The 25,687-nt window shown below is 61.2% G+C and carries 19 protein-coding genes; 13 read left to right on the plus strand and 6 right to left on the minus strand.

The annotated features are described in order from the left end of the window. Positions 1-27 precede the first annotated feature (27 nt). The 4 genes from M2394_RS21740 to M2394_RS21755 all read right to left on the minus strand — a co-directional run bounded on the left by M2394_RS21740 (position 28) and on the right by M2394_RS21755 (position 4,896). Entirely contained in the window at positions 28-711 is a 684-nt protein-coding gene (locus M2394_RS21740; RefSeq protein WP_178925905.1) for an EboA domain-containing protein, read from the minus strand. Then, entirely contained in the window at positions 708-1,592 is an 885-nt protein-coding gene (locus M2394_RS21745; RefSeq protein WP_259174524.1) for a UbiA family prenyltransferase, read from the minus strand. The genes M2394_RS21740 and M2394_RS21745 overlap by 4 nt, the downstream gene beginning before the upstream one ends. Continuing rightward, entirely contained in the window at positions 1,589-3,460 is a 1,872-nt protein-coding gene (locus M2394_RS21750; protein WP_259174525.1) for a 3-dehydroquinate synthase, read from the minus strand. The genes M2394_RS21745 and M2394_RS21750 overlap by 4 nt, the downstream gene beginning before the upstream one ends. A gap of 491 nt (positions 3,461-3,951) precedes the next feature. Then, entirely contained in the window at positions 3,952-4,896 is a 945-nt protein-coding gene (locus M2394_RS21755) for a LysR family transcriptional regulator (RefSeq protein ID WP_178925902.1), read from the minus strand. Positions 4,897-5,005: 109 nt separating this feature from the next. On the opposite strand from M2394_RS21755, the gene M2394_RS21760 reads away from it, so the two are divergent. Both M2394_RS21760 and M2394_RS21765 read left to right on the plus strand, forming a co-directional pair. Continuing rightward, positions 5,006-6,505 (plus strand): CoA-acylating methylmalonate-semialdehyde dehydrogenase, encoded by a 1,500-nt coding sequence (locus M2394_RS21760; RefSeq protein WP_259174526.1) that lies wholly within the window; start codon positions 5,006-5,008, stop codon positions 6,503-6,505. A 332-nt stretch (positions 6,506-6,837) separates the two neighbouring features. Further along, positions 6,838-9,372 (plus strand): hypothetical protein, encoded by a 2,535-nt coding sequence (locus tag M2394_RS21765; RefSeq protein WP_259174527.1) that lies wholly within the window; start codon positions 6,838-6,840, stop codon positions 9,370-9,372. Between the two features lie 285 nt (positions 9,373-9,657). Here M2394_RS21765 and M2394_RS21770 read toward each other — a convergent pair whose 3' ends face one another. Beyond that, positions 9,658-10,584 (minus strand): GlxA family transcriptional regulator, encoded by a 927-nt coding sequence (locus tag M2394_RS21770; RefSeq protein ID WP_259174528.1) that lies wholly within the window; start codon positions 10,582-10,584, stop codon positions 9,658-9,660. 123 nt (positions 10,585-10,707) lie between these two features. On the opposite strand from M2394_RS21770, the gene M2394_RS21775 reads away from it, so the two are divergent. The 11 genes from M2394_RS21775 (at position 10,708) to M2394_RS21825 (ending at position 24,361) form a co-directional block, all read left to right on the plus strand. Then, positions 10,708-11,502, plus strand: a complete 795-nt coding sequence (locus M2394_RS21775) for an SDR family oxidoreductase (protein ID WP_178925897.1) — start codon at positions 10,708-10,710, stop codon at positions 11,500-11,502. Between the two features lie 288 nt (positions 11,503-11,790). Beyond that, on the plus strand, positions 11,791-12,417 hold the full coding sequence (locus M2394_RS21780; protein WP_178925896.1) for a response regulator transcription factor: 627 nt from the start codon (positions 11,791-11,793) through the stop codon (positions 12,415-12,417). Between the two features lie 172 nt (positions 12,418-12,589). Beyond that, on the plus strand, positions 12,590-13,648 hold the full coding sequence (locus M2394_RS21785) for a fimbrial protein (protein ID WP_259174529.1): 1,059 nt from the start codon (positions 12,590-12,592) through the stop codon (positions 13,646-13,648). A 155-nt stretch (positions 13,649-13,803) separates the two neighbouring features. Continuing rightward, entirely contained in the window at positions 13,804-14,868 is a 1,065-nt protein-coding gene (locus tag M2394_RS21790) for a fimbrial protein (RefSeq protein WP_259174530.1), read from the plus strand. 259 nt (positions 14,869-15,127) lie between these two features. Continuing rightward, positions 15,128-15,676, plus strand: a complete 549-nt coding sequence (locus M2394_RS21795) for a fimbrial protein (protein ID WP_178925894.1) — start codon at positions 15,128-15,130, stop codon at positions 15,674-15,676. A gap of 54 nt (positions 15,677-15,730) precedes the next feature. Then, positions 15,731-16,471, plus strand: a complete 741-nt coding sequence (locus M2394_RS21800; RefSeq protein WP_178925893.1) for a molecular chaperone — start codon at positions 15,731-15,733, stop codon at positions 16,469-16,471. Between the two features lie 78 nt (positions 16,472-16,549). Next, positions 16,550-19,060 carry a fimbria/pilus outer membrane usher protein gene (locus M2394_RS21805; protein ID WP_259174531.1) on the plus strand — a complete coding sequence of 837 codons (2,511 nt, stop codon included), beginning with the start codon at positions 16,550-16,552 and terminating at the stop codon, positions 19,058-19,060. 305 nt (positions 19,061-19,365) lie between these two features. Further along, the gene (locus M2394_RS21810) at positions 19,366-19,899 is read left to right on the plus strand and encodes a fimbrial protein (protein ID WP_176997650.1); all 534 of its coding nucleotides are present in this window, start codon (positions 19,366-19,368) and stop codon (positions 19,897-19,899) included. A 253-nt stretch (positions 19,900-20,152) separates the two neighbouring features. Next, positions 20,153-22,585 (plus strand): fimbria/pilus outer membrane usher protein, encoded by a 2,433-nt coding sequence (locus M2394_RS21815; protein WP_259174532.1) that lies wholly within the window; start codon positions 20,153-20,155, stop codon positions 22,583-22,585. Between the two features lie 34 nt (positions 22,586-22,619). Further along, entirely contained in the window at positions 22,620-23,345 is a 726-nt protein-coding gene (locus M2394_RS21820) for a molecular chaperone (protein WP_259174534.1), read from the plus strand. After that, positions 23,342-24,361: a fimbrial protein gene (locus tag M2394_RS21825; RefSeq protein WP_259174536.1), complete on the plus strand. Its 1,020-nt coding sequence runs from the start codon at positions 23,342-23,344 to the stop codon at positions 24,359-24,361. The genes M2394_RS21820 and M2394_RS21825 overlap by 4 nt, the downstream gene beginning before the upstream one ends. A 6-nt stretch (positions 24,362-24,367) precedes the next feature. On the opposite strand, the gene M2394_RS21830 is transcribed toward M2394_RS21825, so the two are convergent. Continuing rightward, positions 24,368-25,633 carry a carbohydrate porin gene (locus M2394_RS21830; protein ID WP_259174537.1) on the minus strand — a complete coding sequence of 422 codons (1,266 nt, stop codon included), beginning with the start codon at positions 25,631-25,633 and terminating at the stop codon, positions 24,368-24,370. Between the last annotated feature and the right edge of the window lie 54 nt (positions 25,634-25,687).

The raw sequence follows: 25,687 nt of genomic DNA on the forward strand, positions 1-25,687 counted from the left end.
TCAAGGGAAAGGGGCTGGCGGTGGGGCTCAATTCAGGTAGGCCTGCCACTCCTGCGGCAGGCGCAGGCCGCCCAGGCGCTGGCGTTGCGCGGGGCTGAGCAGGTGGAAGGCAATGGCGTGGGGCAGTCCGGGTGACACGGGGCGGTCGGCGGCGAGTTGCTCGTCCAGCAGGTCGAGGGCGAGCTGATTGAGCGTGACGCCCTGGCGTTGTTCCAGGCCGACCAGGCGTGTGATGTCCAGGCCCATGCCAAGGGCCTTGAGCACCAACTGGTGAAAGGCGCGCTCGGGGTAGTGCCGCGACGGGTAGGCAGTGTCCAGCGCCAGGGCGGCAAACACCTGGGGGTTGCTGGTGCGCCCGGCCTGGAGCGCCAGTTCCAGGCACACACCCTCGCTGTCGAGCCAGTCGAGGGCCTTGAGGGTGGCGACTTTTTCGTGGTCATCGCCCCATAGGAACAGCTGGCGCAGCAGCGCCGGGCGTTCGTCGACAGGTGCCTGCTCAAGTAGCTGGCTCAGCAACAAGGCACGTGCCCGGTCAACGACGGCGGCGTTCAGGTGGCGTTTGCATTGGCCGCTCAACAGCGCCGTTGTGGTCGCGCTTGGCTGTTGGGCCAGTTGCTCTTGTGCCTGCTGCCACCAGTGCAACTCGGCGGCATTCAGTTGCTGGGCCAGGGTGTGATGCTGTTCGGTGAGGCATTCGGGGCGCATGTTCATGTGGGTTTGATCCAGCGCTGAAAGTGGGGGAGCAGGAAAAACACCAGCACACACAGCAGGCTGCCCAACGGCTGGTCAGCCACCGCCAGCACCAGGGCATCGAACAGCGGCAACGCCGCCAGGCCCGCGCCGATAAACGCCCGCACCTGGCGGTGCTGGGGGTTGGCCAGGTGCTTGACGTAATGCCAGCCCAACCAGCCCAGCCACAGCGCCAGCACCGGCCAGAACCACAGGTTGTTGGAGTAGAGCGCCAGGGCCAGCGGGCTGAGCATCAGCAGCACCGGCAGGCGGCTGATCAGTCTGTTGCGGTGTTCCTGGCGGGCCAGGTAGGTCAGGCCGCTGATGTACACGCCCAGCAACATCGCGCAGAGCCAGATCGGCTCCGGTGGCACCGCCAGGCTGGCAGCGGCGGTGAGGTACAGCGCCGAGCGGCAGGCGCCCATCAACCACACGCTGTGAGCGTATTTCTTGTGCAGCAGGTTGTAGCCGAAGATGCAGCCCACCAGCAGCACCACGCCGCCGAGCAGCCAATGGGGCTGGTCAATCAACCGGCTCAGGCCCAGCACCGCCACGGCGGCCAGGGTCAGCAACAGTGCCGTGGCGCGCCCCACCTGTTGGCGGCTGGCCAGGCCCAGGGTGATCGGGCGTGGGTTGTGGTGTTGTGCGTCCCAATCGGCATCCAGCAAGTCGTTGAGCAGCATGCCGGCCAGGTACAGCAGCGACAGCGTGCACAGCAACAGCAGCCACACCAGCGACGACGGTGGCGCCAGGGCTCCGGCGCTGCTGGCGAGCAGGGCGGCAGCCAGGGTGTTGGTCCACACCGTGGGCAGGTTGGACACGCGGCCCAGGGTCAGCCAGGTTTTTACGTCGGCCTGGCTCATCTGGCGTAGCCCTCGTGCAGGGGCAAGGGGCGCGCGCTGCTGGCCATCAGGCGTTGCAGGGCGGCTTCCATGTGCGCGTCATCGATCTCGTGCAGGTCCACCGACTGGCCGATCCGGTTGAGCATGGGGATCGACAGCTGCCCACCCAGGTGCTGGCGGAATTCTTCCAGGCCGAGCAATACCTGCGAGCGACCTTGGCTGTCCTTGAGGCCCAGTTCCGCCGGGCATAGGTTGAAGCCCAGGGTGCGCAGCAGGTTCATCACCCGTTCACTGTCGGCATCGCTCAACAGCCCCAGGGCGTTGGCGTACAGGCCATCCAGGGCCATGCCCACGGCAACCGCTTCGCCATGGCGCAAGCGGTGGTGGCTGAGGTTTTCCAGCTTGTGCGCGGCCCAGTGCCCGTAGTCCAGCGGCCGGCCATTGCCGCGTTCGAACGGGTCGCCGGCACCGGTGATGTGCCCCAGGTGCAATTCGGCGCAGCGGCGAATCGCGTAGCGGCTGGCGCTGTGTTCGAAGTGGGCGAGGGCGTCGGCGTGCTGTTCCATCCATTCGAAGAAGGCCTGGTCCTTGATCAGTGCCACCTTGACCGCCTCGGCGAGGCCGGCGATCTGGTCACGGCGTGTCAGGCTGGTGAGCAGTTGGAAGTCATTGATCACGGCGGTGGCGGGGTAGAAGGCGCCCAGCAGGTTCTTCTGGCCGAAGGCGTTGATGCCATTTTTCACGCCGATACCGGCGTCATTCTGGGCCAGTACCGTGCTGGGCAGGCGGATCAGGCGGATGCCTCGGTGGAACGTGGCACAGGCGTAGCCCACGGCGTCCAGCACCGCGCCACCGCCCAGGGCCAGCACGTAGCAGTGCCGATCCAGGCCGTGGTTCAACATGTCGCGGTAGAGCTGTTCGAGCACCTGGGCGGTCTTGCTCAACTCACCGGCCGGCACTGCGACAGGGGCCGTTTGCAGGTGCAGGTCGTCATGGGCGGCGAAATACGCGTCGATCTGCTCACCCAATTGCGGAGCGCTTTGCAGCAACTGGGCGTCGGCAAACACCATCACCGTCACCGGGCCCGCGTGGTGGGCGGTGAGCTGGCCGTGCAGGCACGGGTTGAGTGGGTCGAACAGGTGATCGGTGAACACCACCGGGTAGTCGTAGCTCACCTCAAAGCGCCCGTGCAGCAGTTGATCCTTGGCGGGTTTGCGCAGGGTCTTGAGCAGGCTGTAGCCAGCGACGAACAGCAGCGGCAACACCATGCTGGCGAGCACCGTCACCAGCAGCGCGTTCTGTTCGATCAGGAAGGTGCCGATGGCCGTGTAGGCCAGCGCCAGCCCGGCGTTGGCCAGGGTGGTGATCAGCAAAAACGCTCGCAGCGGATAGCGTTGCATGCCGGCCGCGACCACCGAGGTTTCCGCCAGCACCGGCACGCCGCGCAGGCAGATCAGCGACAGCGTGCCCAAGCGATACCCCAGCTGCCCTGGCTGGCGCTGATGCAGGCCCAGGCGGCTGGACAACAACCGGAAATACCCGGCCCCCAGCGCATACCCCAAGCCGGCGCCCAGGCACAGCCCGATAAAGATCACCAGGTAACCGCCCAGGCTGCCGAACAGCGCCACCGCCAGCAGCGCCACCACGCTCGACGGCACCGGCAGCACCACGTCCAGCGCGAGCAGGGCGACCAGCAACAGGGCGAGGTTGAGTGTTTGCGCGGGCGTCGAAGGTTGGTACAGGTTCAGGTGCGCGAGGAAGTCTTGGATCTGTTGCTCGAACAACAGGAAGCTGGCGATGACCAGGCCGCAAAAGCACAGCAACGACAGCCAGAAATGATCGGCTGGCCCCTTTTTCGAGAACGCACGGTACCACTGGCTGCGCTTCATCAAAGCATCCCTTCTGAGAGTTAAGACTTAAATTCCGTGTCTTGAGTTAAAGCAGCGTCTGGTCTTTTTTCAGTGCAATAAAATCCCTCGCCCGGCAGGGTGGTTTTATCAATAGTGGCTGATGGCTTTTACGGTATTCATGAACGTAGACGGTTGTGGTTGTTTTGCAAGCGGGTGCAGTAAGGAGTTTCAAAAGGGACGTGTAGACGAGGGTTTTTGCGCGCATTAATTCAATAATTACAATTAGTTGTATGGTCTTTCAATGGGCGTCAAGAAGCCGTTGGTAGCGGGGTTAGAAAGTGCCGGTTTAATTGCAATGTTGTTGCCTGTGGCGCGTGATTTATTGCGGTTGGCTATAAGTAACGGGGAAGAGCTTAGTTGTCGAGAATGATTCCGCTTAAAGTAATTAGGCGGGGTTTACTTGGCCCGTTGTATGAAGCGAATACCTGTCACTAGTGACAGGTTTTTTGCTCGAACACAGAAGTGCGTGCCTAAAGTGGCGTAACAACACTGAAGCCACCCGACAGCGCGTCCCTCAGATAACTCACCAACACACTCACCGACTTCGGCACATGGGGCGAATACGGCCGGATCAAGTAGATCTCATCGGCAAACACCCCCTTGAGCGTCCAGTCCTTGAGCACCTGCACCAGCTTGCCGCTGGCCAGCGCGGCATGGGCGCTGAAATCCGGGAGCAGGGCGATGCCCAAGTGGTTGAGGGCCGAGTCGCGCAGGGCTTCGCTGTTGTTGGTGGCGAAGCTGCCGGCGATGGGCACGGTGAGGCGCTTGACCTTCTTGATGCCGCGCTCGAAGGTCCACGCCGGCTGATCGGTGCCGCGCGGGTAGAACAGGCAGTTATGCGCAGTAAGGTCGCCAGGCTCGCGGGGTTCGCCGTGGCGTTGCAGGTATTCCCGGGTCGCCACCAGCACCGAGGCGGTGTCGCACAGTTTCCAGGCCACGTGGGTTTCCGGTACCTGGAAGCCGTGCCGCACCGCCAGGTCATAGCCTTCGGCCGCCAGCGAGCTGAGCGCGTCGGACACGTCCAGCTGGATACGCACCTGCGGGTATTGCTGCAGGAACGCCGACAGGTGCGGCACCAGTTGCTGGCGGGCGAACGCCACCGGCGCCGTCAGGCGCACCAGGCCGCGAATCTCGCCTACTGAGTCACGCACCGACGAGAAACTGCGGGCGATGTGTTCGTAGGCGCTGCGCACTTCGCGGGTCAACGACAGGCCGGCATCCGTCAGCCGCACGCTGCGCGTGGTACGGGTGACCAGCCGGGTGCCGGTGGCTTTTTCCAGGTCGGAAATGCGCTGGCTGACCGCCGATTTGCTCACGCCCAGTCGCGCCGCCGCAGCGGTGTAGGTGCCTTGTTCTTCCAGCACCGACAGCCAGTGGATATGGGTCCACAGCCCTTCGATCTCAGCTTTTTCCATGGGAGTATTGTTCGCATAGGTGGACAATAAGTTCTGGATTCTGCTCTGGTTTGGAACAAACCGAAAGCCTATCGTGGTTCCCATCGCTACCCACCTGGGAACCACTGCCATGACCACGACCATCGAGCACTACATCAACGACCAGCGCGTGTCCCGCGATGATCGTTATCAGGATGTCTTCAACCCGGCCACCGGCGAAAAGACCGGCCGCGTCGCGCTGGCCAGCCGCCAGACCGTGTCCGAAGCCGTCGCTGCCGCCCAGGCCGCGTTCGCCGGTTGGGCCGACACCCCGCCGATCCGCCGTGCCCGCGTGCTGTTCGAATACCTGCACCTGCTGCGTGAGCGCAAGGACGACCTGGCGCGCATCATCGTCGCCGAGCACGGCAAGGTGTTCACCGACGCCCAGGGTGAAGTGGACCGTGGCATCGACATCCTCGAATTTGCCTGTGGCATTCCCAACCTGCTCAAGGGTGAGTTCTCCGACCAGGTTTCCCGTGGCATGGACAACTGGACCCTGCGCCAGCCGCTGGGAGTGGTGGCCGGTGTCACGCCGTTCAACTTCCCGGTGATGGTGCCGATGTGGATGTACCCGATCGCCATCGCGGCGGGCAACACCTTCATCCTCAAGCCAAGCCCGACCGATCCGAGTGCCTCGTTGTTCATGGCTGAACTGCTGCGCGAAGCCGGCCTGCCCAAAGGGGTGTTCAACGTGGTGCAGGGCGACAAGGAGTCGGTGGATGCACTGATCGAACACCCCGATGTCAAGGCGGTGAGCTTTGTCGGCTCCACGCCGATCGCCCAGTACATCTACGAGACCGGCGCCCGCCACGGCAAACGCGTGCAAGGCCTGGGCGGCGCGAAGAACCACATGGTGGTGATGCCCGACGCCGATATTGAAAAAACCGTCGACGCCTTGATGGGCGCGGCCTACGGCAGTGCCGGCGAACGTTGCATGGCCATTTCGGTGGCGGTGCTGGTGGGGGATGTGGGTGACAAGGTCATCGCGGCCCTGACCGAGCGTGCCCAGCAACTGCGCATCACTGACGGCCGCGACCTGAAAGCCGAGATGGGACCGATCGTGTCCCGCGCCGCGCTGGAGCGCATCAGTGGCTATATCGAACAAGGCGTGCAAGCCGGTGCCAAACTGCTGCTCGACGGCCGTGACTATGTGCCTGCTGAAGCGGGCCTGGAAAATGGCTTCTGGCTCGGCGCGACGTTGTTCGACCACGTGACCAAAGACATGAGCATCTACCGCGAAGAGATCTTTGGCCCGGTGCTGGCGTGCGTGCGCGCTGCCGACTTCGCCGAAGCGGTGAAGCTGGTCAACGACCACGAGTTCGGCAACGGCGTGAGCTGCTTTACCCGCGACGGCAACATCGCCCGCGAGTTTGCACGGCGCATTGAAGTGGGCATGGTCGGCATCAACGTACCAATCCCGGTACCGATGGCCTGGCATGGTTTTGGTGGCTGGAAGAAGAGCCTGTTTGGCGACATGCATGCCTACGGCACCGAAGGCGTGCGCTTCTACACCAAGCAGAAATCGATCATGCAGCGGTGGTCAGAGAGTATCGAACAGGGTGCGGAGTTCGCGATGCCGGTATCGAAGTAACTCAATATTGTGCTGGATCCAATGTGGGAACGGACTTGTCCGTTCCCACATTTTTACTTGTGTTTCAGGAATTTGAGGATGTGGCCTAGGGTGTACTGTGAAAATAGCGTGTAACAACCGCCCTTCTTGTTTAAGGAACTCATTTACTTTCTGGGGCGACTTATACAGCGACTAATGTAAGGGTTGTTTCGTAATTTGAGTACGAAAAATTACAGCAGTCTATTCAAAAACCACTAATGCGGTGTTTGAACGGGAGCAGTGGACGCTCAATCCAAGTTTATATTCCGTGAATGAGTTGTTTAACTGTAGTCGCCTGAAGAAGGACGTCGCCCATGAATGTTTATTCTCCCTCCCTGCCGTCGGTTTCGCTACGTGGAGACAGCATCTCAAATGTCGCTCAATTGCGCCCCAGTTTCAGCCAGCTAGCTGGCGCGCCTGCGATCAGTGAACACACTGGTCCTGCGCCACTGGCGAATTATTATAATTCGGTTATTTATAATTCTGACTTCGCATTGCCACCTACCAAATATTACACGTTGTCACAACGAATGGAACTTATAAAAGCGTATTCCGAGCGAGTGGTGACGCATATAAAGAACATCGAAAGTGGCAGCGAAGGTGAACGTAATGTCAAGTTTCAGCAGATTCGTAAGTTTCTGGAGCCGGCGGGTTACTTCAGCGGCGGGCTGTTGGCGGCAGGTCGTGACCCTCATGAAAAGTTCACGGTGACCTTCCGCAGCTATACCGGACGAGGATCGCCAGATACATTGACCGGCACCGAAGAACGCACCTATTTTGCCTGGGAGATCGCAGCCGGTGCTCTTCAGCACGATAAGGTTCCGCGTGGTGGCCCGATCAATTTCCAATTTATGCATATCGAACCGAAAGATCGGAGCACGATCGACGAGCTTGAGTCGCTCGGCGACAGCCTCCAATCCCATTGGAAAGAGGACGTTGCCACGCCCATGCGCGACGCTTCGGGGGGATTGGCGAGTCGCTCAGGAAAAGCGGACGCTTATGTCGTTCGTGGCACATTGCAAAGTCTGGTTAATAATAATGATGCCTCGGGACTTTTAAGTGCCGAAGGGCTGGCGGCGATCAACCGTACGCTGCAAAAAAATGGGCAAGTTATTATTCCAAATATCTATGGCTACCCTATGGCGGGGTATGCCTTTATTCCCTTTAGCGAATTTGATGGGAATTACGCGAACAGGCCCAACAAGGGCGTGATCATTGATTTGAAGAACGGTAGTGCGCGTGAAATTCACAGCGACGCTGATTTTGCCGACTGGGCGAAACACAACCGCGACCATATACTGAATAGTTTCAATGCCAGCGATAAGCAAGGCGGCAAAGATGCGCATTGGCCGAAAGCCGGCGATGTACTTGACACACTGATTGCAGGTAGCAATGCGACTTACCCTGGGTATCAAAACCTAGTCAAAGATAAAGAGGTGCCGGTAGGGGAAACCTTCAACTATACCGAATCGAGAGGGGGCGAATACCGGTTGAAATTCGGTGACCTGAATGCTGGTATTGCCGCCAAATTCCAGGAAGTGAATGCCAAAAATGCCCTCTGGTCTGACCAGACAGAAGTCTTTGGCTCCTCGCAGCAAGGTTGGAAAGCCGCGAAGGAACTGTGGAGTAATACGTTCGGTTACGTGCCTATCGTTGGCAACCTCGGCAACGTTGTATTTGGCATACACGATGCAATTGATGGCATGACCGCCGACGACCGAGTGGGTGGTGGTGCTGCGGCTGTTATCTCGGCTTTACAGTTGGCGCACGAAATTCTGCCAGTAGGCGGCGAGGTTGAACCGGGTGAACCGGTTCCGACGATCAACCGTTCCCAGACTGAGCAGTACACGTGGCGGCGCAGTTCGCGTACGAATGAAATTGAGCTACAAACCCTGCCAAAGTATAAAACTCTGGATGATGAAGCGCCGATTTCAAAACCGCACATGCCTGATGTAGTCCCGACGCCTGAGGGAACTACCTCTTTTTCGGGAATGCGCGAGGTCGAGATACGGGGTAATCATTATTTTGCCGCTGAGCACCCTGATGCAGGGGACGGTGTCCATTTTATATTGTATCTGCGAGACACTAAGAATCCGGAGAAATTGAGAAGCAGCTATATCATTGCTGGGCTTGATAAAAAGGGCGATTGGAAAGAACGCGGTATGGTCGGGGTCGACGGAATAAAAAGATACTTTTCAAAAAAACATTTGCAAGCGCGCGACTCCTTGGAGGAAGTTGCTGCTAACTATAAACAGCGATTACACCCACTCTCGGGTGAAGAGCAGCTAAAGCTTACTGAAAAATTTAAGAATCTTTTGGAGGGAAGTAATGCCGATCAGTACCCTTTGGTAGAGGGCTATGTTGAGGCAGGCTCAGATACAGTCAATGGACCTTTGCGATCGGGTAGAACCTCCCCAGAAATAGAAAATTTCCTTAAGGAATTCTACCAGATGACCGTATCTCAGGAAAAAGCCTACCGCTCAACGTTTGTCACTGCAGAAGCGGCAAAAAGGATCAAGGATAGTGTTGGCAAGGTATTGCAAGATTCCGGTGTGCAATCTGCCGCGACGACTCTGCAGGGTTTAGTTGATTTGGATGCCTGGGCGCAGACTGAACCAAACAAAGAAAAAGGTACGACCCAGAAAGTGGTTTATGTATTTGATGAGTCAGTACCCAAAATGAATTTGGCCACGGAAAAAATGCCGGATCATCTCGCAATAGGCCCTAATGAGTTTATGAAAGTTATGGCCGTCAAGGAGTCGGATGGAACCTTGTTTGTATATCTTTCGTCGCCTACCACGAAGCCAAAGAGTGTTAACCATATCTTTGATGGGGAGATCGCTGATTGATTGGGTATGCGCCAAGCTCAGGCCCCTTCGAGGTTTTAGAGCGACTTCTGATAGCAAAAACTTGATATCACTTATCTGCCAGTAACTGTCCACATGCAGCATCGACATGCCCAGCGCACGTCGGTCTGCAGCGCTGGTTGGAGAGCATCGAGCAAAGCGCTGAGTTCGCCATGCCGGTCTCCCAATAATCCGACGCCATCGTCCACTGTAGGAGCCGGCTTGCCGGCGATGGCACCCTTAAGATATGCACTCATATCAAGGGCCTCATCGCCGGCAAGCCGGCGCCTACAGTTGCGGTGTGACGCGCTTGATTGCTTGGGGCGATTGGCCGAATGCCCGCAAAAACGATCGACGCATCCGCTCCCGTTCGCCGAACCCGCATTCCCGGGCGATAACGTCCAGAGAGTAGCGGCCTTCCTCCATCATGATCCGCGCCGCTTCAACCCGCAGGTGCTCGATGGCCTTGGCCGGCGATTGGCCGGTTTCTTCCTTGAAGATCCGGCTGAATTGGCGCGGGCTCAGGTGGGCGATCTCGGCCAGTTCTTCCACCGACAGCTCGGCATCCAGGTGTTCTTTCGCGTAAAGCAGCGTGCTCTGGATGCGGTCGGTTTTCGGGTCGAGGTCCAACAGCGTCGAAAACTGCGATTGCCCGCCCGAACGACGGTGGTGCACGACCATTTTTTTGGCAACACTGCGCGCGATCTCGGTGCCCAAATCCTTCTCTACAATCGCCAGCGCAAGGTCGATGCCGGCGGTCATGCCGGCCGAGGTCCACAGCGCGCCGTCGATCACGAAGATGCGGTCTTCTTCCATCCGCACGCCGGGGTAGGCGTCGCGAAACGCCCGGGCGTGGGCCCAGTGGGTGGTCGCACGCCGGCCTTCCAGCAAGCCCGCCTGGGCGAGCACAAAGGCGCCGGTGCACACCGCGGTGATGCGCTGTGAAGTGGCGTTGCGCAAGTAGTCGAGCAGTCCTGGCGACACATCGTCCAGGCGGTTATTGCCGATCACGACCAGTGTGTCGTAGTGCGCGCCCTTGAATGACTGCGACTCCATGCCGAAGCCCAGGGAGGAGTGCACGATGCCGCCGTGTTCCGACACCACCGTCAGCGTATAGGGCGTGCCGTGCAGGTCATTCGCCGTTTCGAAGACTGCTGAAACAGCAAGCCCCAGTACCTGGAAGCCCGGGTAGATCACAAGGCCGATGGTTTTCATTACATGTACCGCTCTCTGGGAAGGCGTGTCCTAAAAAGGTGTATATACGACATTTGTGACGTACAGGGGAAGCCGTACGATCAATCACCGAAGTTTGTCGGCTCATTTTCCTGGAGACACCTCATGAGTACTGTAGCGTCCAAGGGCACGGCCCTTATCACAGGTTCTTCCACCGGTATCGGCGCGGTCTATGCCGACCGTCTGGCCAAGCGTGGCTATGACCTGATCCTGGTGGCCCGTAACGCCGAGCGCCTGGATACCCTGGCGGCCAGGCTGCGCGCCGACACCGGGCGTAGTGTCACCACGCTGGTCGCCGACCTGAACGACAAGACCGCCTTGGCGAAGGTCGAGGCCGTGCTGCGGGAAGACGCGAGCATCAGCGTGCTGGTCAACAATGCCGGGGTGGGCTCGGTGGCGTCCGTGCTCGACGGCGATGTGGAAACGATGGACGCCATGATCGGCCTGAACATCACCGCCCTCACGCGGCTGACTTACGCGGTGGCGCCGGCCTTTGTGGCGCGAGGCAGCGGTACGATCATTAATATCGCGTCGGTGGTGGGCATTGCGGTGGAGATGCTCAACGGTGTCTACAGCGCCTCGAAGTCCTACGTGTTGAGTTTCGGCCACGCCTTGCAACGCGACCTCGGCGACAAGGGCGTGCGCATCCAGAGCGTGCTGCCAGGTGCAACCGCCACCGAGTTCTGGGACGTGGCCGGCTATGCACCGCAGAAGGAGAGCCCGATCACCATGTCGGCCAGCGACCTGGTGGACGCCGCATTGGCAGGGCTGGACCTGGGCGAGCGCGTCACCATTCCTGGGCTGCATGAAGGCCAGGCGTGGGACGAGTGGGAGGCCGGGCGCCGCGCGATCTCGGGCAAGTTCGGCAACGCCAGGCCTGCGGCACGCTACCTCAAATAACCCCATCTCCCCTGTAGGAGCCGGCTTGCCGGCGATAGCGAGAGGTCAACTGATAGGCCGCCATCGCCGGCAAGCCAGCTCCTACAGAGGCAACGTGGCGTACAACATTCATGGTTGGCAGGAAAAATCCTACGATTTGCAGGGATCAGTCCTACGCCACCATTCAATCCCAGTGCCCATCATTCACCTTCCTCAATGATTGAAGGACGATCGACGTTCTCTCGCGTGTTGCACCCATCGAACAGCAGGGAAAGCCGACTGCCGCTTTGTGTTGTAGAAAGGAAACCTATGTCTAGCGCATTAGTGGTGGACGACCACCCCTTTATCCGTTCCTCGGTCAAAATGCTGCTGGCCAGTGCTGGCTTTACCGTCATCGCCGAGGCCGGCGATGGGGTTGAAGCGATTCGCCGCGTTCGCGAAAACGCGCCGGACCTGATCATTCTTGAGCTCACCTTGCCCAGGCTCGACGGGCTGGAGCTGATTGCAAAGGTCACAGGGGCGAATGGCCCCAGCAAGGCCCTCGTGTTGACCTCCCAGCCAGCGCTGCTCTATTGCGCGCGTTGCATGAAGGCAGGGGCGGCGGGGTTTGTCTCCAAATGCAACGAGTTGAGTGAACTGGTCAAGGCGGTCGAAGCGGTGATGAACGGCTACACGTACTTTCCCGACCTGGCCAGCAATACCGTGCGGCGCAGCGATACCCAGCGTTCAGACCATGACCTGGTGCAACGCCTGTCCGACCGTGAGCTGAGCATCTTGAAGCAACTGGCCCTGGGCATGACCAACAAGCAGATCGGCGATGCCATGCTGATCAGCAACAAGACGGTCAGCACCTACAAGACCCGCCTGATCGAAAAACTCAACGTCAAGTCGGTGGTGTACCTGGCCGACTTTGCCAAGCGCAACAACCTGGTGTGAGTGAAAACATAATCCTGAGGAAATTTCCTACAAGTTGGTGGGAAATCGGCTGCGCGTTGGGTGATGCCGGCTTCCCATAATCGCGCTTCATCGGGCCTTGGTGCCCGAACCCGATCAACCGACAGGCTGATGGCAACTCCTGCCTGCAGTCATGCTCAGCAGGATTACACCCATGCAATTCCTATCAAGGCTCTTGTGTTACCTGGGGCTGTCAGCCCTGTCGATGGTTGCGATCCCCGCGCTGGCCTGCACCTGGACCTCGGGCGGCACGACGGCCAAGGCGCTGACGTACAACGCCGGCGCTGTCTTCTCACCACGCGACGTGCCGATCGGCACCACACTGAACAACCCGTCGCCGATCCGTGCGGTGAACTTCGGTGATCGGCTGCGGTGCGGTTCGTCGTCGATCTACAACGTGGCGCTGATCGGCCCGTTGGCCGCCGATATTCCCGTGGATTACCTCAACGTGCCCGCCAACGCGCTGTTGCAGACCAACGTGCCCGGGGTCGGCCTTGCGGTCTACATAACCGGCTTTGCCGCCGGTTGGCGCGGGCCGGCCGACAATCCGAACCGGTTTGTGCCGCTCAACCTGACCTATGCCTCGGGCACCATCGCCGAGATGCCTTCGGTGATGTTCCGCTACATGCTGGTCAAGACCGGTGATATTCCGGCCGGCACCCACAGCATCAACCAGTTGGTGGCCTCTGGCACGACGAACATCGGCCCCATGTTCGACCTGACGTTCACCGCCACCATCACCGTGGCGGGCTGTTCGATGCCGGTCGCACCCGGCAACCAGATCGATGTGCCCATGGGCACCTGGGAAAAACGCGTGTTCAACGGCAAGGACTCCACCACGCCCGCCACGCCGTTTGCCATCACGCTGAGTGCATGTATCGCGGGCAGCAACTACCCCAACAACGCCAACGGTTACTTCAATGGCAACTACGCCAACATCCAGATTGATGGCAACAAGACTTCCAGCATCGTGGATGCGGCCAACGGCATCCTGAGCCTGTCGAGCGACTCCACGGCCCAAGGCGTGGCCATCCAGGTGTTGCAGGCCAACGACGCGCCCATGAACCTGGGCCAACCGGTACGCCTCAATCGCATCGTCAACGGCACCACCACGGTGCCGCTCAAGGCGCGCTATATCCAGATCGGCGACGGGCCGACACCGATGCCGGGCACCGCCGATGGGCATGCGAGTTTCACCGTGACCTATCGCTGACCGTAGGAAATTTCCTACGAGTTGGCGGGATATCGGCTACGGGTTAGCTGATGACTGTTTTCGATAATCAGGTTTCACCCGGTTCTTGTGCCTGATCCCTCTGGTGAGGCCAAAGACCGTCCATGCCTGCAGTTACTCTTACGGGGACTTCAATCATGAAAGCACGCTCACTGCTCACCAGCGGCCTTGCCGCCGTCGCCCTGGCGCTGGCGGCGACACCCGCCATGGCGGCCTGTACCTGGGCCTCCAACAACGGCACGCCCAAGCAACTGACGCTGGGCGCCGGTACGGTGTTCGCACCGCGGGATGTGCCAATTGGCACCACGCTCAACAACAATGCACCGATTCGCACGGTGCCGTTCAACGACCGCCTGGTGTGTGGCCTGGTCGCCCGTTACGCCACCACGCTGGTCGGGCCCGTTGTCACCGATGTCCCGGTGGATGTGGTGCGGGTGCCCGCCAGTTCGTTGCTGCAAACCAATGTGCCCGGCATCGGCCTGGCCATCTACATGACCGGGTTTGCTTCCGAGTGGAGAGGGTCGGCGGACAACCCCAGCCGATTCATTCCGTTTGAGCTGAACATGAATATTTCCTATGCCGTCGCCGGCATGACCGGGGCCTTGATGCGCTATGCCCTGGTCAAGACCGGTGATATCCCGCCGGGCACCCATACCATCAATCAACTGGTGGCCACGGGCACGTCTGATCGGGGGCCGATTTTCGACCTGACCTTTACCGCCACGGTGACGGTCGCCGGCTGTTCGATGCCGGCTGCGCCGGGTAATCAGATCGATGTGCCGATGGGCACCTGGGAAAAGCGTGTGTTCAACGGCAAGCACTCCACCACGCCCGCCCAGCCGTTCGCCGTCACGCTGGACTCGTGCATCGCGGGCAGCAACTACCCGAACAACGGCAGCGGCTATTTCAACGGCAACTACGCCAACATCCAGGTCGACGGTAACAAGACCTCGACCATCCTGGACGCGGCCAATGGCGTCCTGAGCCTGTCGAGTGATTCCACCGCCCAGGGCGTGGCCATCCAGGTGCTGCAGGCCAACGACACGCCGCTGAACCTGGGCCAGCCGGTGCGCCTGACGCGCATCGTCAACGGCACCACCACGGTGCCGCTCAAGGCGCGCTACATCCAGACCGCCGACGGACCCACGCCCACCCCGGGGACCGCCAATGGCCACGCGAGTTTTTCCGTGACCTATCGCTGAGGTGTTCCAGCGCCACAACGCCAACGCCACAGGTGCATCGCGCCTGTGGCGTTGGCGTTTCTACAGCCCGGTGAAGGGTGCCTGCTCGTGGGAAATTTCCTACAGCTACGAGGACGTTTCCTACATAGGTGTACCCCTCCAACTTCCAATAATGACACCAGACGAAACGCGCTGACCCGCAGTCGGGTAGCCCCGTCGCTTTGTCTGGATGCCTGATGCAGGTGCACAGATACCCCCTCTCTTAACTGTGGATGTGATCATGAAAAAGTACGCTCTCAAAGGTTTGACCCTGGCCCTGGTTCTGGGCGGTGCATCGCAAGCGGCCATGGCCGCTGATGGCGAAATCAACTTCATCGGCAGCGTCACCGACAACACGTGCCCGGTGGTGGTGGCGGACCTCAACGGTGCGGCCGGCGCAGGTGACGTGACCCTGGGCAGCGTCCCGGCCACCTCCCTGGCCACCGCCGGTGCAGTCGCCGGTGGCGGTGCGTTCACCCTGACCATCGACACCACCGCGCCCGGCTGCAGCGTCAGCGGCAAGAAAGCTGTGGTCAAGTTCCTGTCCCTGAGCGGCAACGCCGGCGCCAGCGGCCAGTGGATCGGCCTGACCCCAGATCCGGGTGTGGCCACCAACGTCGCCGTACAGATCAAGGACGCCACCGGCAAGGACGTGCAGCTGGGCCTGGAGTCCTCGCCGTACCTGGACCTGACCCAACCGTTGCGCTTCACCGCCAACTACATCGCCACCGGTGCTGCGACCTCGGGCCCGGCCAACGCCAAGGCCGCGTTCACCGTCGACTACCAGTAAGCCCTGTGACACGCCCCAGCCCAGCCGGGTTGGGGCGCCAAGAGGATGACCGATATGAAACGTTTTGCGACCCCATTCAAAGCCACAGCGATGCTGGCCGTGCTGCTCGCCACGACGCTGGTTGGCACCGCAAGCCAGGCCGGTGTGATGCTCGGCGGCACGCGTATCGTGTTCGACGGCAGCAAGCGCGATGCGTCCATCAGCGTCGGCAACACCACCACACAGCCCTATGCGGTGCAGACCTGGATCAACACCGAGGCTGACGACAACACCAGCGCCACCCCCTTCGTGGCCACGCCGCCCCTGTTTCGCCTGGACCCGCGCAAAGAGCAGATGGTGCGCATCCAGAAAGTCCCAGGCGCGCTGCCGGAAGACCGCGAGTCGGTGTTCTACTTCAACGCCCAGGAAATCCCGGTGGCCGGCAAGGCCGACGAGAACACCCTGAAGATCGCCATGCGTACCCGCATCAAGCTGTTCTATCGCCCGGCCGGCCTCAAGGGCAACCCGTTGGACGCACTGCCACAACTGCGCTGGAGCCTCGCGCAGGAGCAGGGCAAGACGGTGCTGGTGGTCAACAACCCGTCGGCGTTTCACGTCTCCTTCATCGGCGTGAAGGTGTTGGCGGGTGCACAAACCGTGGAAGTCGAAGAGCCGAAGATGGTCGCGCCGATGAGCAGCCAGCGTTATGCCTTGCCCGGCTTCAGTGGCCGCGGCGGCGAGGTGATGTTCTCCGCCATCAATGACTACGGCGGCTACAGCGAACCGACCAAAGTCGCGCTGACCAGCACGCCCTAATCCCACTTTTCTTGTCCTTGCGAAGGTGCTCCCACGTTGCCCACGCGGCAACGTGATGGCGGCCCATTGAGTATTGTCATGCGAATCGATGCCCTGAACTTCGACTGGTCTTCACTGCCGTTTGCCCCGCTGCGCCTGTCCGCCGCCATCCTGGCTGCGTTGATGGCCGGTGTGGCACAGGCCGATGACGCGGTGAAGTTTGACTCAAGCTTCATGCAATCCTTTGGCGGCACCGATGCCGGGCCGAACCTGGACCTGAACGCGATTGCCAACAGCGGCAGCCTTGGCCCTGGCACCTACCCGGTGCTCATTCGCCTGAACCAGAGCTTTTTTGATCGCCGCGACATGACCTTCACCCAGGACGAAAAAACCGGTGAAGTGCGGGCGTGCCTGTCGGCAGCGTTTCTCACTGAGCTGGGGGTCAAGCTGGACGCCTTCCAGGTGCCCGGCGAAACCCTGCCCGAGTGCATCGACCTCGCGGCGCTGGTGGACGGCGCTGCGGTCAGCTTCGACGCCAACCACCTGGCCCTCGACATCAGCGTGCCGCAGATCGCCCTGCGCCGTGACGCGGCCGGCTACGTGGCGCCGCAGGAGTGGGACAACGGGATCAACGCTGCGATGCTCAACTATCAGTTCTCGGCGGCCCAGACCCAATCCGACGCGCGGGGCAGCGGCACGCAATACAACCTCTACAGCAATGGCGGTTTCAACCTGGGCGACTGGCGCTTTCGCACCAGTTCGTCGTTCCGCCAGGACGAGGAGGGCAAGCAGGATTGGCAGCGCAGCAACACCTACGCACAGCGGGACGTGACGGCCATGAAAGGCACGCTGACCGTGGGCGAAAGCTTCACGCCGGGCGATGTGTTCGACAGCATTCCGTTTCGCGGTGTGCAGTTGGCCTCGGACATGGGCATGTTGCCGGACTCGATGCAGGGCTATGCGCCGATCATCCGCGGTATCGCTGAAACCCAGGCCAAGGTCGAAGTGCGCCAGAACGGCTACTCGCTGTACACCACCTATGTGGCGCCAGGCGCGTTCGAGATCGATGACCTCAACGCCGCCTCCGGCAGCGGTGACCTGGAAATCGTGATTACCGAGGCCGACGGCCGCGAACGACGTTTCACCCAGCCTTACGCGACCCTGGGCAACATGCTGCGCGAGAAGACCTGGCGCTACAGCATGACCGTCGGCGAGTACAACGCCGTCGACGGTGGCCAGCGTCCTTCGTTCGCCCAGGCCTCGCTGGCCTACGGCTTGCCGTTCGATCTGACGCTGTACGGCGGCCTGCTCGGCGCCAATTTCTACAACGCCGGCCTGGTCGGCATGGGCAAGAGCCTGGGCAGCCTGGGTGCGGTGTCGATGGACGTGACGGCAGCCAAGACCGAGGTGCCGCAGGCGTCCGGCAACCCGGCAGGCAAACAGAATGGCCAGAGTGTCAGCGTGCGCTACGGCAAGGCCTTCGAGACAGGCACTTCGGTGCGTTTCGCCGGCTATCGCTATTCCACCGAAGGCTACCGGGACTTTGACGAGGCCGTGCGCCTGCTAGAGCCCGACAGCTACTACAACCTGTCCCGCCGCTCCAAGGTCGAGGCGAGCATCAACCAGGCGCTGGGCAGTGCCGGTTCGTTCTACTTGAACATGAGCCAGCAGAACTACTGGGGCTCATCGCGCCAGGACAAGCAGATGCAACTGGGTTTCAGCAGCCAGTACAAGGGCGTGACCTATGGCGCCTATGCCAGCAAGACCCTGACCGACAACTTCGGCCAGAACAATCAGGTGGTGTTGACCGTGTCGATGCCGATCGGCCAGACCCGCAGCACCGCCACCTATGCCGTCACACGCAACACCGACGGCAGCCTGGACCAGCGCGCGGGCCTCAGTGGGCGCGATGGCGAGATGACTTACAACGTCAACGCCAACCGCTCGGACAACGCCGGCAATAACGGCTCGGCCCTGGTCGGCTACCGTGCGCCGTTTGCCCAGCTGGGCGCGGGTGTCAGCGTTGGCAGTGGTTACCGCCAGACGTCGGTGAGTGCCGCAGGTTCGGTGTTGGCCCACGGCGACGGCGTGGAGTTCGGGCAAAGCCTGGGCGAAACCGTGGCCCTGGTGGAGGTCAAGGACACGCCGAACGTGGGGGTGCTCAATGCCCCTGGCACCTTGACAAGCAAGAAGGGCTACGCGCTGGTGCCCTACGTGATGCCGTACCGCAAGAACCGTGTGGCGCTGGACACCAGCGAACTGGACAGCCAGGTGGACATCGAGGACGGCGTGACCAACGTGGTGCCGCGTCGCGGTGCCGTGGTCAAGGCGACATTCGCCGCCAGCCGTTCGGAGAAAGTCGTGGCCACGGTGCGCCTCGCCGACGGCGGCTTGCCACCGTTCGGCACTTCGGTGCTGGATGCCAAGGGCTTGAGTGTCGGCGTGGTCGGACAGGCCGGGCAGGTGTTGATGGCGGTGGGCGAAGGCACCCGGTTCAGCATGAAGTGGGGCGAAAAAGACGCGCAACGTTGCACGTTCGAATTGGATATCAGCAAGACCGAACCGGTGGATGGCTACCGTGTGATGGCGGCCACCTGTGCGGCGCCATGAGGTGCAATAGGACAAATCTGTGAGGGAAGCTGTGGGGAAAATTCCTACAGCCTGGGCGGAACGGGCTTACATTTCGGCTCAGGTATACATCGCATTATTTGCCCCGCACCAAAGATGGTTGAAGTTGTTGAATAACAATGATGTTGGCTGCACTTGACTGAACAACGAGAACACTCAAGTCGATGCTTGAGTTGTTTTAACGGATGAACGTTGTTTGGTGGGGAAACTTGTCGTGCCGCATTGTTGTGTATTCAGGATTCAGCGTCTTTGCGCAACCCACTATTAATAATCCAAGAGTTGTACTCATGAAAAAGCTTGTCGCTGTTACCGCCGCTACTGTTGTTATGGGTCTTGCTTCGTTCGCCAACGCTGCGACGCCTGCCACCGGCAACCCGGGCACCGTGCGCTTCATTGGTGAAATCGTTTCCGGCGCTTGCGGTATCGATGCCAACTCTCTGGACCAGACCGTGTCCCTGGGCCAAGTGCCGTCGAACCAGTTCAAGGCCATTGGTGATCGTTCGACGCCGACCAAGTTCGACATCGTTCTGACCGAGTGCGACACCTCCACCCAGAAGAACGCCCGCTTCACCTTCAGCGGCGTGCAAGACCCCGTGGTTCCAGGCCTGTTCGCCACCACCGGTCTGGCCCAGAACGTCGGCATCCGCCTGCAGGCCAGCGCTGGCGAAATGCTGGATAACGGCACTGAGCAAGTCGCACCGGTGGTGCTGCAAGACGGCAACAACACCGTCACCTTCGCCGCGATGTACGAAGCCACCGCGGCTTCCGTCACCACCGGTGAAGCCGACAGCGTTGCCAACTTCACCGTCGCCTACAACTGATACGTGCGCGGGTGAGTTCGTCCTTGATCTTGTAGTGAGCGGGCTCGCCCCGCGCCGCGCCAGCCCGGGCCCTGAGTGTCTCCAGTTGGAATGAGATGGCTGGTCCGGCGCGGCGCGGGGCAAGCCCGCTCACTACAAGTTTTGTCTATCGGTGTTCGTTGTTGGTGTTGTAACACTTTGGGGCGCAAGCCCCTTTTTTATTGTCTGATCCGGTGCTGATAAAAGGGTAATGCCCGTGTACTGCCGCACACTTATGCTGTCTTGCGTATTACTGCCTTGCGCGGGTTATACCTATGCGCTGGAGTTTAATACCGAGTTTTTAAATATTGACGGTCATGACGGCGTCAGCCTCGGACAATTTACTCATGCGCATTACACCGTGCCGGGCAACTACGTATTGGATATCGTGGTTAATCAACGTTACTTCGGAACACGCTCCATAGCATTCAAAAGCGGCGATCAACCGCAACAGAGTTATGCCTGTTTGCCGCCGTCGCTGGTCGAAACCTTCGGGCTCAAGCCCGACCTGTACAAGCGCCTGCCACGCATTGCCGATGGCCAATGTGTCGACCTGAGCGTGATCGAAAACGCCAACGTCACTTACGCCCAGAACCTGGGGCGCCTGTTGATCAGCCTGCCCCAGGCGTCATTCGAATATGACGACCCCAGCTACATTCCACCGGCCGCCTGGAGCGAAGGGCTCGACGGCGCCTTACTCGATTACCGGGTCATCGCCAACAGCCGCCAGACCACAGGCTCGGCGTCAAGCGGCGACTCCACCTCGTTGCAGAGCTACGGCACGGCAGGCCTGAACGTTGATGCCTGGCGGCTGCGTGCCGATTACCAGGCCCAGCAAGTCACCGGTAACCAGGGCGGCGGCAACAATGGCCAGGCGTTCCAACTGAACCGGCTGTATGCCTACCGGGCGCTGCCGTCGATCCGCTCGAAACTGTCGGTGGGCGAGGACTACCTGAACTCCGACGTATTCGACACCTTCGCCCTGCGCGGCGCGAGCCTGAGCAGTGACGACCGCATGCTGCCGCCGAACCTGCGCGGTTACGCGCCGTTGATCAGCGGCCTGGCGCGCACCAACGCCACGGTGACCGTGTCGCAGCAAGGCCGCGTGCTGTATTCCACCACGGTGACCCCGGGTGCGTTCAGCCTCCAGGACATCAACAGCAGCGTGCAAGGCACGCTGGATGTGACCGTGCGCGAAGAAGACGGCACCGAGCAGAAATTTACCGTCACCACCGCCGCCGTACCGTTCCTCGCCCGCGAAGGCGAGCTGCGCTACAAACTCTCGGCGGGCCAGCCACGCCTGACGGGCAGGGGCGGCACCGAACCGAGCTTTGTCGCCTCCGAACTGGCCTACGGTTTGTCCCGTGACTGGACGGTGTACGGCGGCATGCTGGCGGCCACCGACTACGTGTCCAGCGCCGTGGGCGTGGGCCGCGACCTGGGGGTGTTCGGCGCGGTGTCGGCAGACGTCACCACCTCGCGCGCCAAATTGCGCTGGACCGGTGAGACGGCAGTGGGCAACTCCTACCGCATCAACTATTCCAAGCATTTCGACGCCATCGGCACCGACCTGCGCTTTCTCGGCTATCGCTTTTCCGACCGCACCTTCACCAATTTTTCGCAGTTTGTCGGCGACCCGGACTCCTACGCCTTGAACTCGGGCAAGCAACGCTATTCGGTGATGCTCGCCAAGCGCTTCGCCTGGCTGTCGACCAGCTTATCTTTCGACCATTCCACGTTCTGGGACGCCGCGCCGTCCGACCGGTTCGGTCTGACCCTGGCGCGCAGCTTCACCCTGGGCAACGTCAAGAACATCAACTTGAACTTGTCGGCGTACCAGACCAAGAACGCGCATCACAGCGACGCACAGCTCTACCTCGGCGTGAGCGTGCCGCTGGGGGGCAACGCGATCATGTCGAGCAACCTGCAGCGTTCAAGCGCTGGCGCGTCTTCGACCAACGTCGGCTACAGCTATGACGACGGTGACGGCATGAACTACCAGGTGTACGGCGGCATGGGCGACAACAAGTACGTCAACGCCTACGTCGGCCAACGTGCCGCGACCTACCGGGCCAACGCCTCGGCCACCACCGACGGCAGCACCTACCGCTCGCTCACCGGCGAGTTCGACAGCTCGCTGGTGGCGACCCGTTACGGCGTGGCGGCCCATGGCAATGGTTCCAACGGCGACACGCGTTTGCTGGTGTCCACCGACGGCGTGCCGGACGTGACCTTCACCGGCCGGGCGCGCACCAACAGCCAGGGCTACGCGGTGATGGACGGCTTGCCGTCGTTCCAAGCCTACGAAGCACGGGTCAACCTGGAGAAGCTGCCGCTGCGCACCGAAGTGAGCAACCCGATCCAGCGCCTGGCATTGACCGAGGGCGCCATCGGCTACGTCAGCTTTGCCGCCGCCCAGGGCCATAACGCCTTTATCGAGTTGATCCGGCCGAACGGCCAGCCGGTGCCTTTCGGAGCTTCGGTCCAGGACAAACACAGCCATAAGGAAGTGGGCATCGTCGGCGAGGCAGGGGTGACTTACCTGCTGGGTGCCAAGACCGGCGCCGAGCTGGTGGCGCGCTGGGATGACAGCCACAGCTGCGCGTTGGCAACGCTGCCCGACGAAGACGTCGTCACCAACGTCGCCACCACCGTGCGGTGTTTGTGACTCACCCCTTACCCCTGATTCATGGAGACTCCTGATGCCTCGATTGACCTTTAAACGCCTGGCCACCCTGGTGGGGTTTTGCCTGCCGCTGCTGGCCCAGGCCGCGGTGATCCCCGACCGCACCCGGGTGATTTTTGAAGAGGGCGCCTCCTCGGTGAGCGTCACCGTGAGCAACAAGAACCTGCAACTGCCGTTTGTGGTGCAGTCATGGATCGAAGACGCCAGCGGCAAGAAAATCAGCTCGCCGTTCATGGTGCTGCCGCCGCTGCAACGCATCGAGCCCAATGAAAGCAGCATGCTGCGCATTGTGAAGCTGCCCGAGACCGCGCTGCCCAAGGATCGCGAGTCGGTGTTCTACCTCAACATCCGCGAGATCCCGCCCAAGAGCGAGGCGGTCAACGCGATGCAGATTGCCCTGCAATCGAAGATCAAGCTGTTCTACCGCCCGGCGTCGGTCAAGCGTGAGCGCGGTGAAGACCTGGCCCAGCGGCTGAACCTGAAAATCGACCCCATCGGCAAGCAACTGCTGATCGACAACCCGTCACCGTTCCATATCACCGTGGTGGGCCTGCTGGCCGGGCCGCAGATGACCAAGCTGCCGGTCGAGACCGTGATGATCGCGCCGTTCAGCGGTGCACGGTTGCCGTTGAGCACCACCGCCCTCAGTGAGTTGCGGGTGTCGAACATGAATGATTTCGGCGGCCAGACCGACACGCTGTTCCAGTGCGCAGCCGAGGCGTGCAAGGCAGTGAGACCGTGAACATCAAGCCACTGCTCAGGGTGGGTCTGGCGCTGCTGATGCTGGGTTTTTCCAGCGCCTCGTGGGCGCTGATTTGCAAGTCGCAGTCCGACGGCGATTTTCTCAGCGAATACATTGGCCCGGTGTCGGTGCCGGACACAGTGCCCGACGGTACGATCATCTGGCGCTCGCAAACCCACGTGGTGCCTGCCAAGTGCTGGAAACTGCGTGACCAGCACTTCAACGAAGACGATCCGATCTATTTCTACGGCAACCCTGCGGGGCTCAACGCGACGGCCTGGGGCATCGAGTTCGGCCTGGTGTACCGGCAGGTGACGGCCTGGGATGGGGATTGGAGTTCCGACCCGACCCTGGGCGTCAATACTGGGTTCGTGTCCCGTGGCTGCCCGGCGGCCACCAACAATGAAGAGATGCTGCCGTGTTCATTGGCCACGCCGAACATTGCGTTTCAGGTGGTGATCCGCAAGCGTGGGCTGCTGCCCTTGCAGCGCCCGTCCCAGGACACCTACGACGTGTTCCAGTTTGACGGCCAGTACGGTCTCAACGGTGGGGTGGGCAACCCGTTCAACAACTTCCGCTTCAAGCTCAGCGGCCTGCAGAACATTGTCGGCACGGCGTGCACGGTCGACGTCACGGTGACGCCGGAGCCGGGCATTGTCGATTTCGGCGTGATCCAGAAAACCGCCACCGGGCTGTCTCCGCCCAGCCCGACCAAGCCGTTCAGCCTGGCCTTGGAGAAAAAGTGCAGCAGTGCCATCAACGTCGGTGCCACCTTTGTGACCGCCAACCAGCAAGGCCTGTACACGGTGTTGCCGACGGCCGACAGCGGGTTCGGCATTCAGGTGCGCGATGGGCGTAACGCATTGGTGCCCATCAACGAACCGTTCCCCCTGGCGACCTTTGCGGCCAATGTGAGCCACATCGATGTGCCGTTCAGCGCAACGGTGGTGGCCCAGGGGGACCCTCAGGTCGGGGCGTTCGAAGCCATCATGGTGGTGCAGATCATCTACTACTGAGGCGCCTTAGAAGCTCGCCTTGATCTGCAACCCCAGCACAAGCGCATTGTCGATGTCGCTGCCGGAAAACGCCCCGGGCTCGATGATGTATTGCACGTCCGGGCGCAGGGTCAGCCAGGGTGTGGCCTGGTAGCCGTAACTGAGTTCGATCAACTGCTCGGCGTTGTTCAGGTTGGGGTAGTCGGTGCCGGCGTTGAACGCCGCCAGTTCCTGCGCGTCACGGCTGCGCGGGTTGGGTACGGCGCGGCCATAGCCCAGGGCGAGGGTGTCGCGCGGGCGGCCTTCGAACGGCTTATACAGCACCACGCCCGCGCCATACCACTTCGTGAAGGGTGACGCGGCCAAGCTTGCTGCCGAGTATTGGCCGAAGGCGTGCAGCACGCGGCCGGCGGAGGTGTCGCTGGCCCACACCGCCTGGTCGACCAGCAGGTAATGCCCACTGCGCCCGCTGACTTCCTGCTTACTGCCGATGCGTTTCACGTCGGAGCTGTCGTAGTAATACCCCAGCTTGTATTCACCCGGCAGGGTGCCCGCGTGCTTGTAGACCAGTTCGATGGGCAGCACGGTGCCGGTGTTGCGCTTGGGGTCCAGGCGCCAGGCGCGGCTGGAGTTGCCGTTGCTGTCCGGGTCCACGTTGAAGGCGGCCACGCGCAGTTGCCAGTTCGGTGAAAAGTCGTATTTCACCCGCGCGCCCAGGCGGGCATTCGGGTAGTTGGTCCAGCCGCTGCCACCGGACATGTTCAGCGGGTGGCCGCAGAAGCCGGCGTTCATGAAGTTGCACAGGATGCCGCTGTCCAGGCCGCCGAGATCGTTGCCCATGGCCATGTAGCCGAGCTTGACGTTGAGCGCCGGGGTGAACAGGGTGCGCTCGTAGCTCAGCTCGGTGAGGCGGGTGTAGAGGCCGCCGTAGTTTTCCTGGATCGGCAGGCGGTTGCCCACCAAGTCCTCTGAAGCGCTGTTGCCGCGACGGTCGTTGATCGTGACCTGGATGCGGTCGCCATTGTTGAAACCGTACAGCTTGCCCAGGTCGAACTGCACGCCGAGCTTGATGTTCTGCGAGTAGCGCGCCGAGCGATGCAGGCCGCCATCGGCGTTGTAGGCGGTCTCGCCGCTGTAGTCGCCGGTGAAGCGAATGCCTTGTTCGTCGAGTTCGCGGCGCAGGCCGCCCCAGTCGCCGGTCAAGGTGGTGTCATCGGCTTGCACGGGCAGGGCGGCGCCCAGGGCCAGGCCCAGCAACAGGCGCCCAAGGGAAATCTGAGAAGTGGGGGTCATGCGACGTTTTCCAAAAAAAAGCGCGGCGCCGGGGGAGGCGCCGCGCAAACAGAA

The organism is Pseudomonas sp. BIGb0164 (assembly GCF_024810135.1).
Lineage (GTDB): Bacteria > Pseudomonadota > Gammaproteobacteria > Pseudomonadales > Pseudomonadaceae > Aquipseudomonas.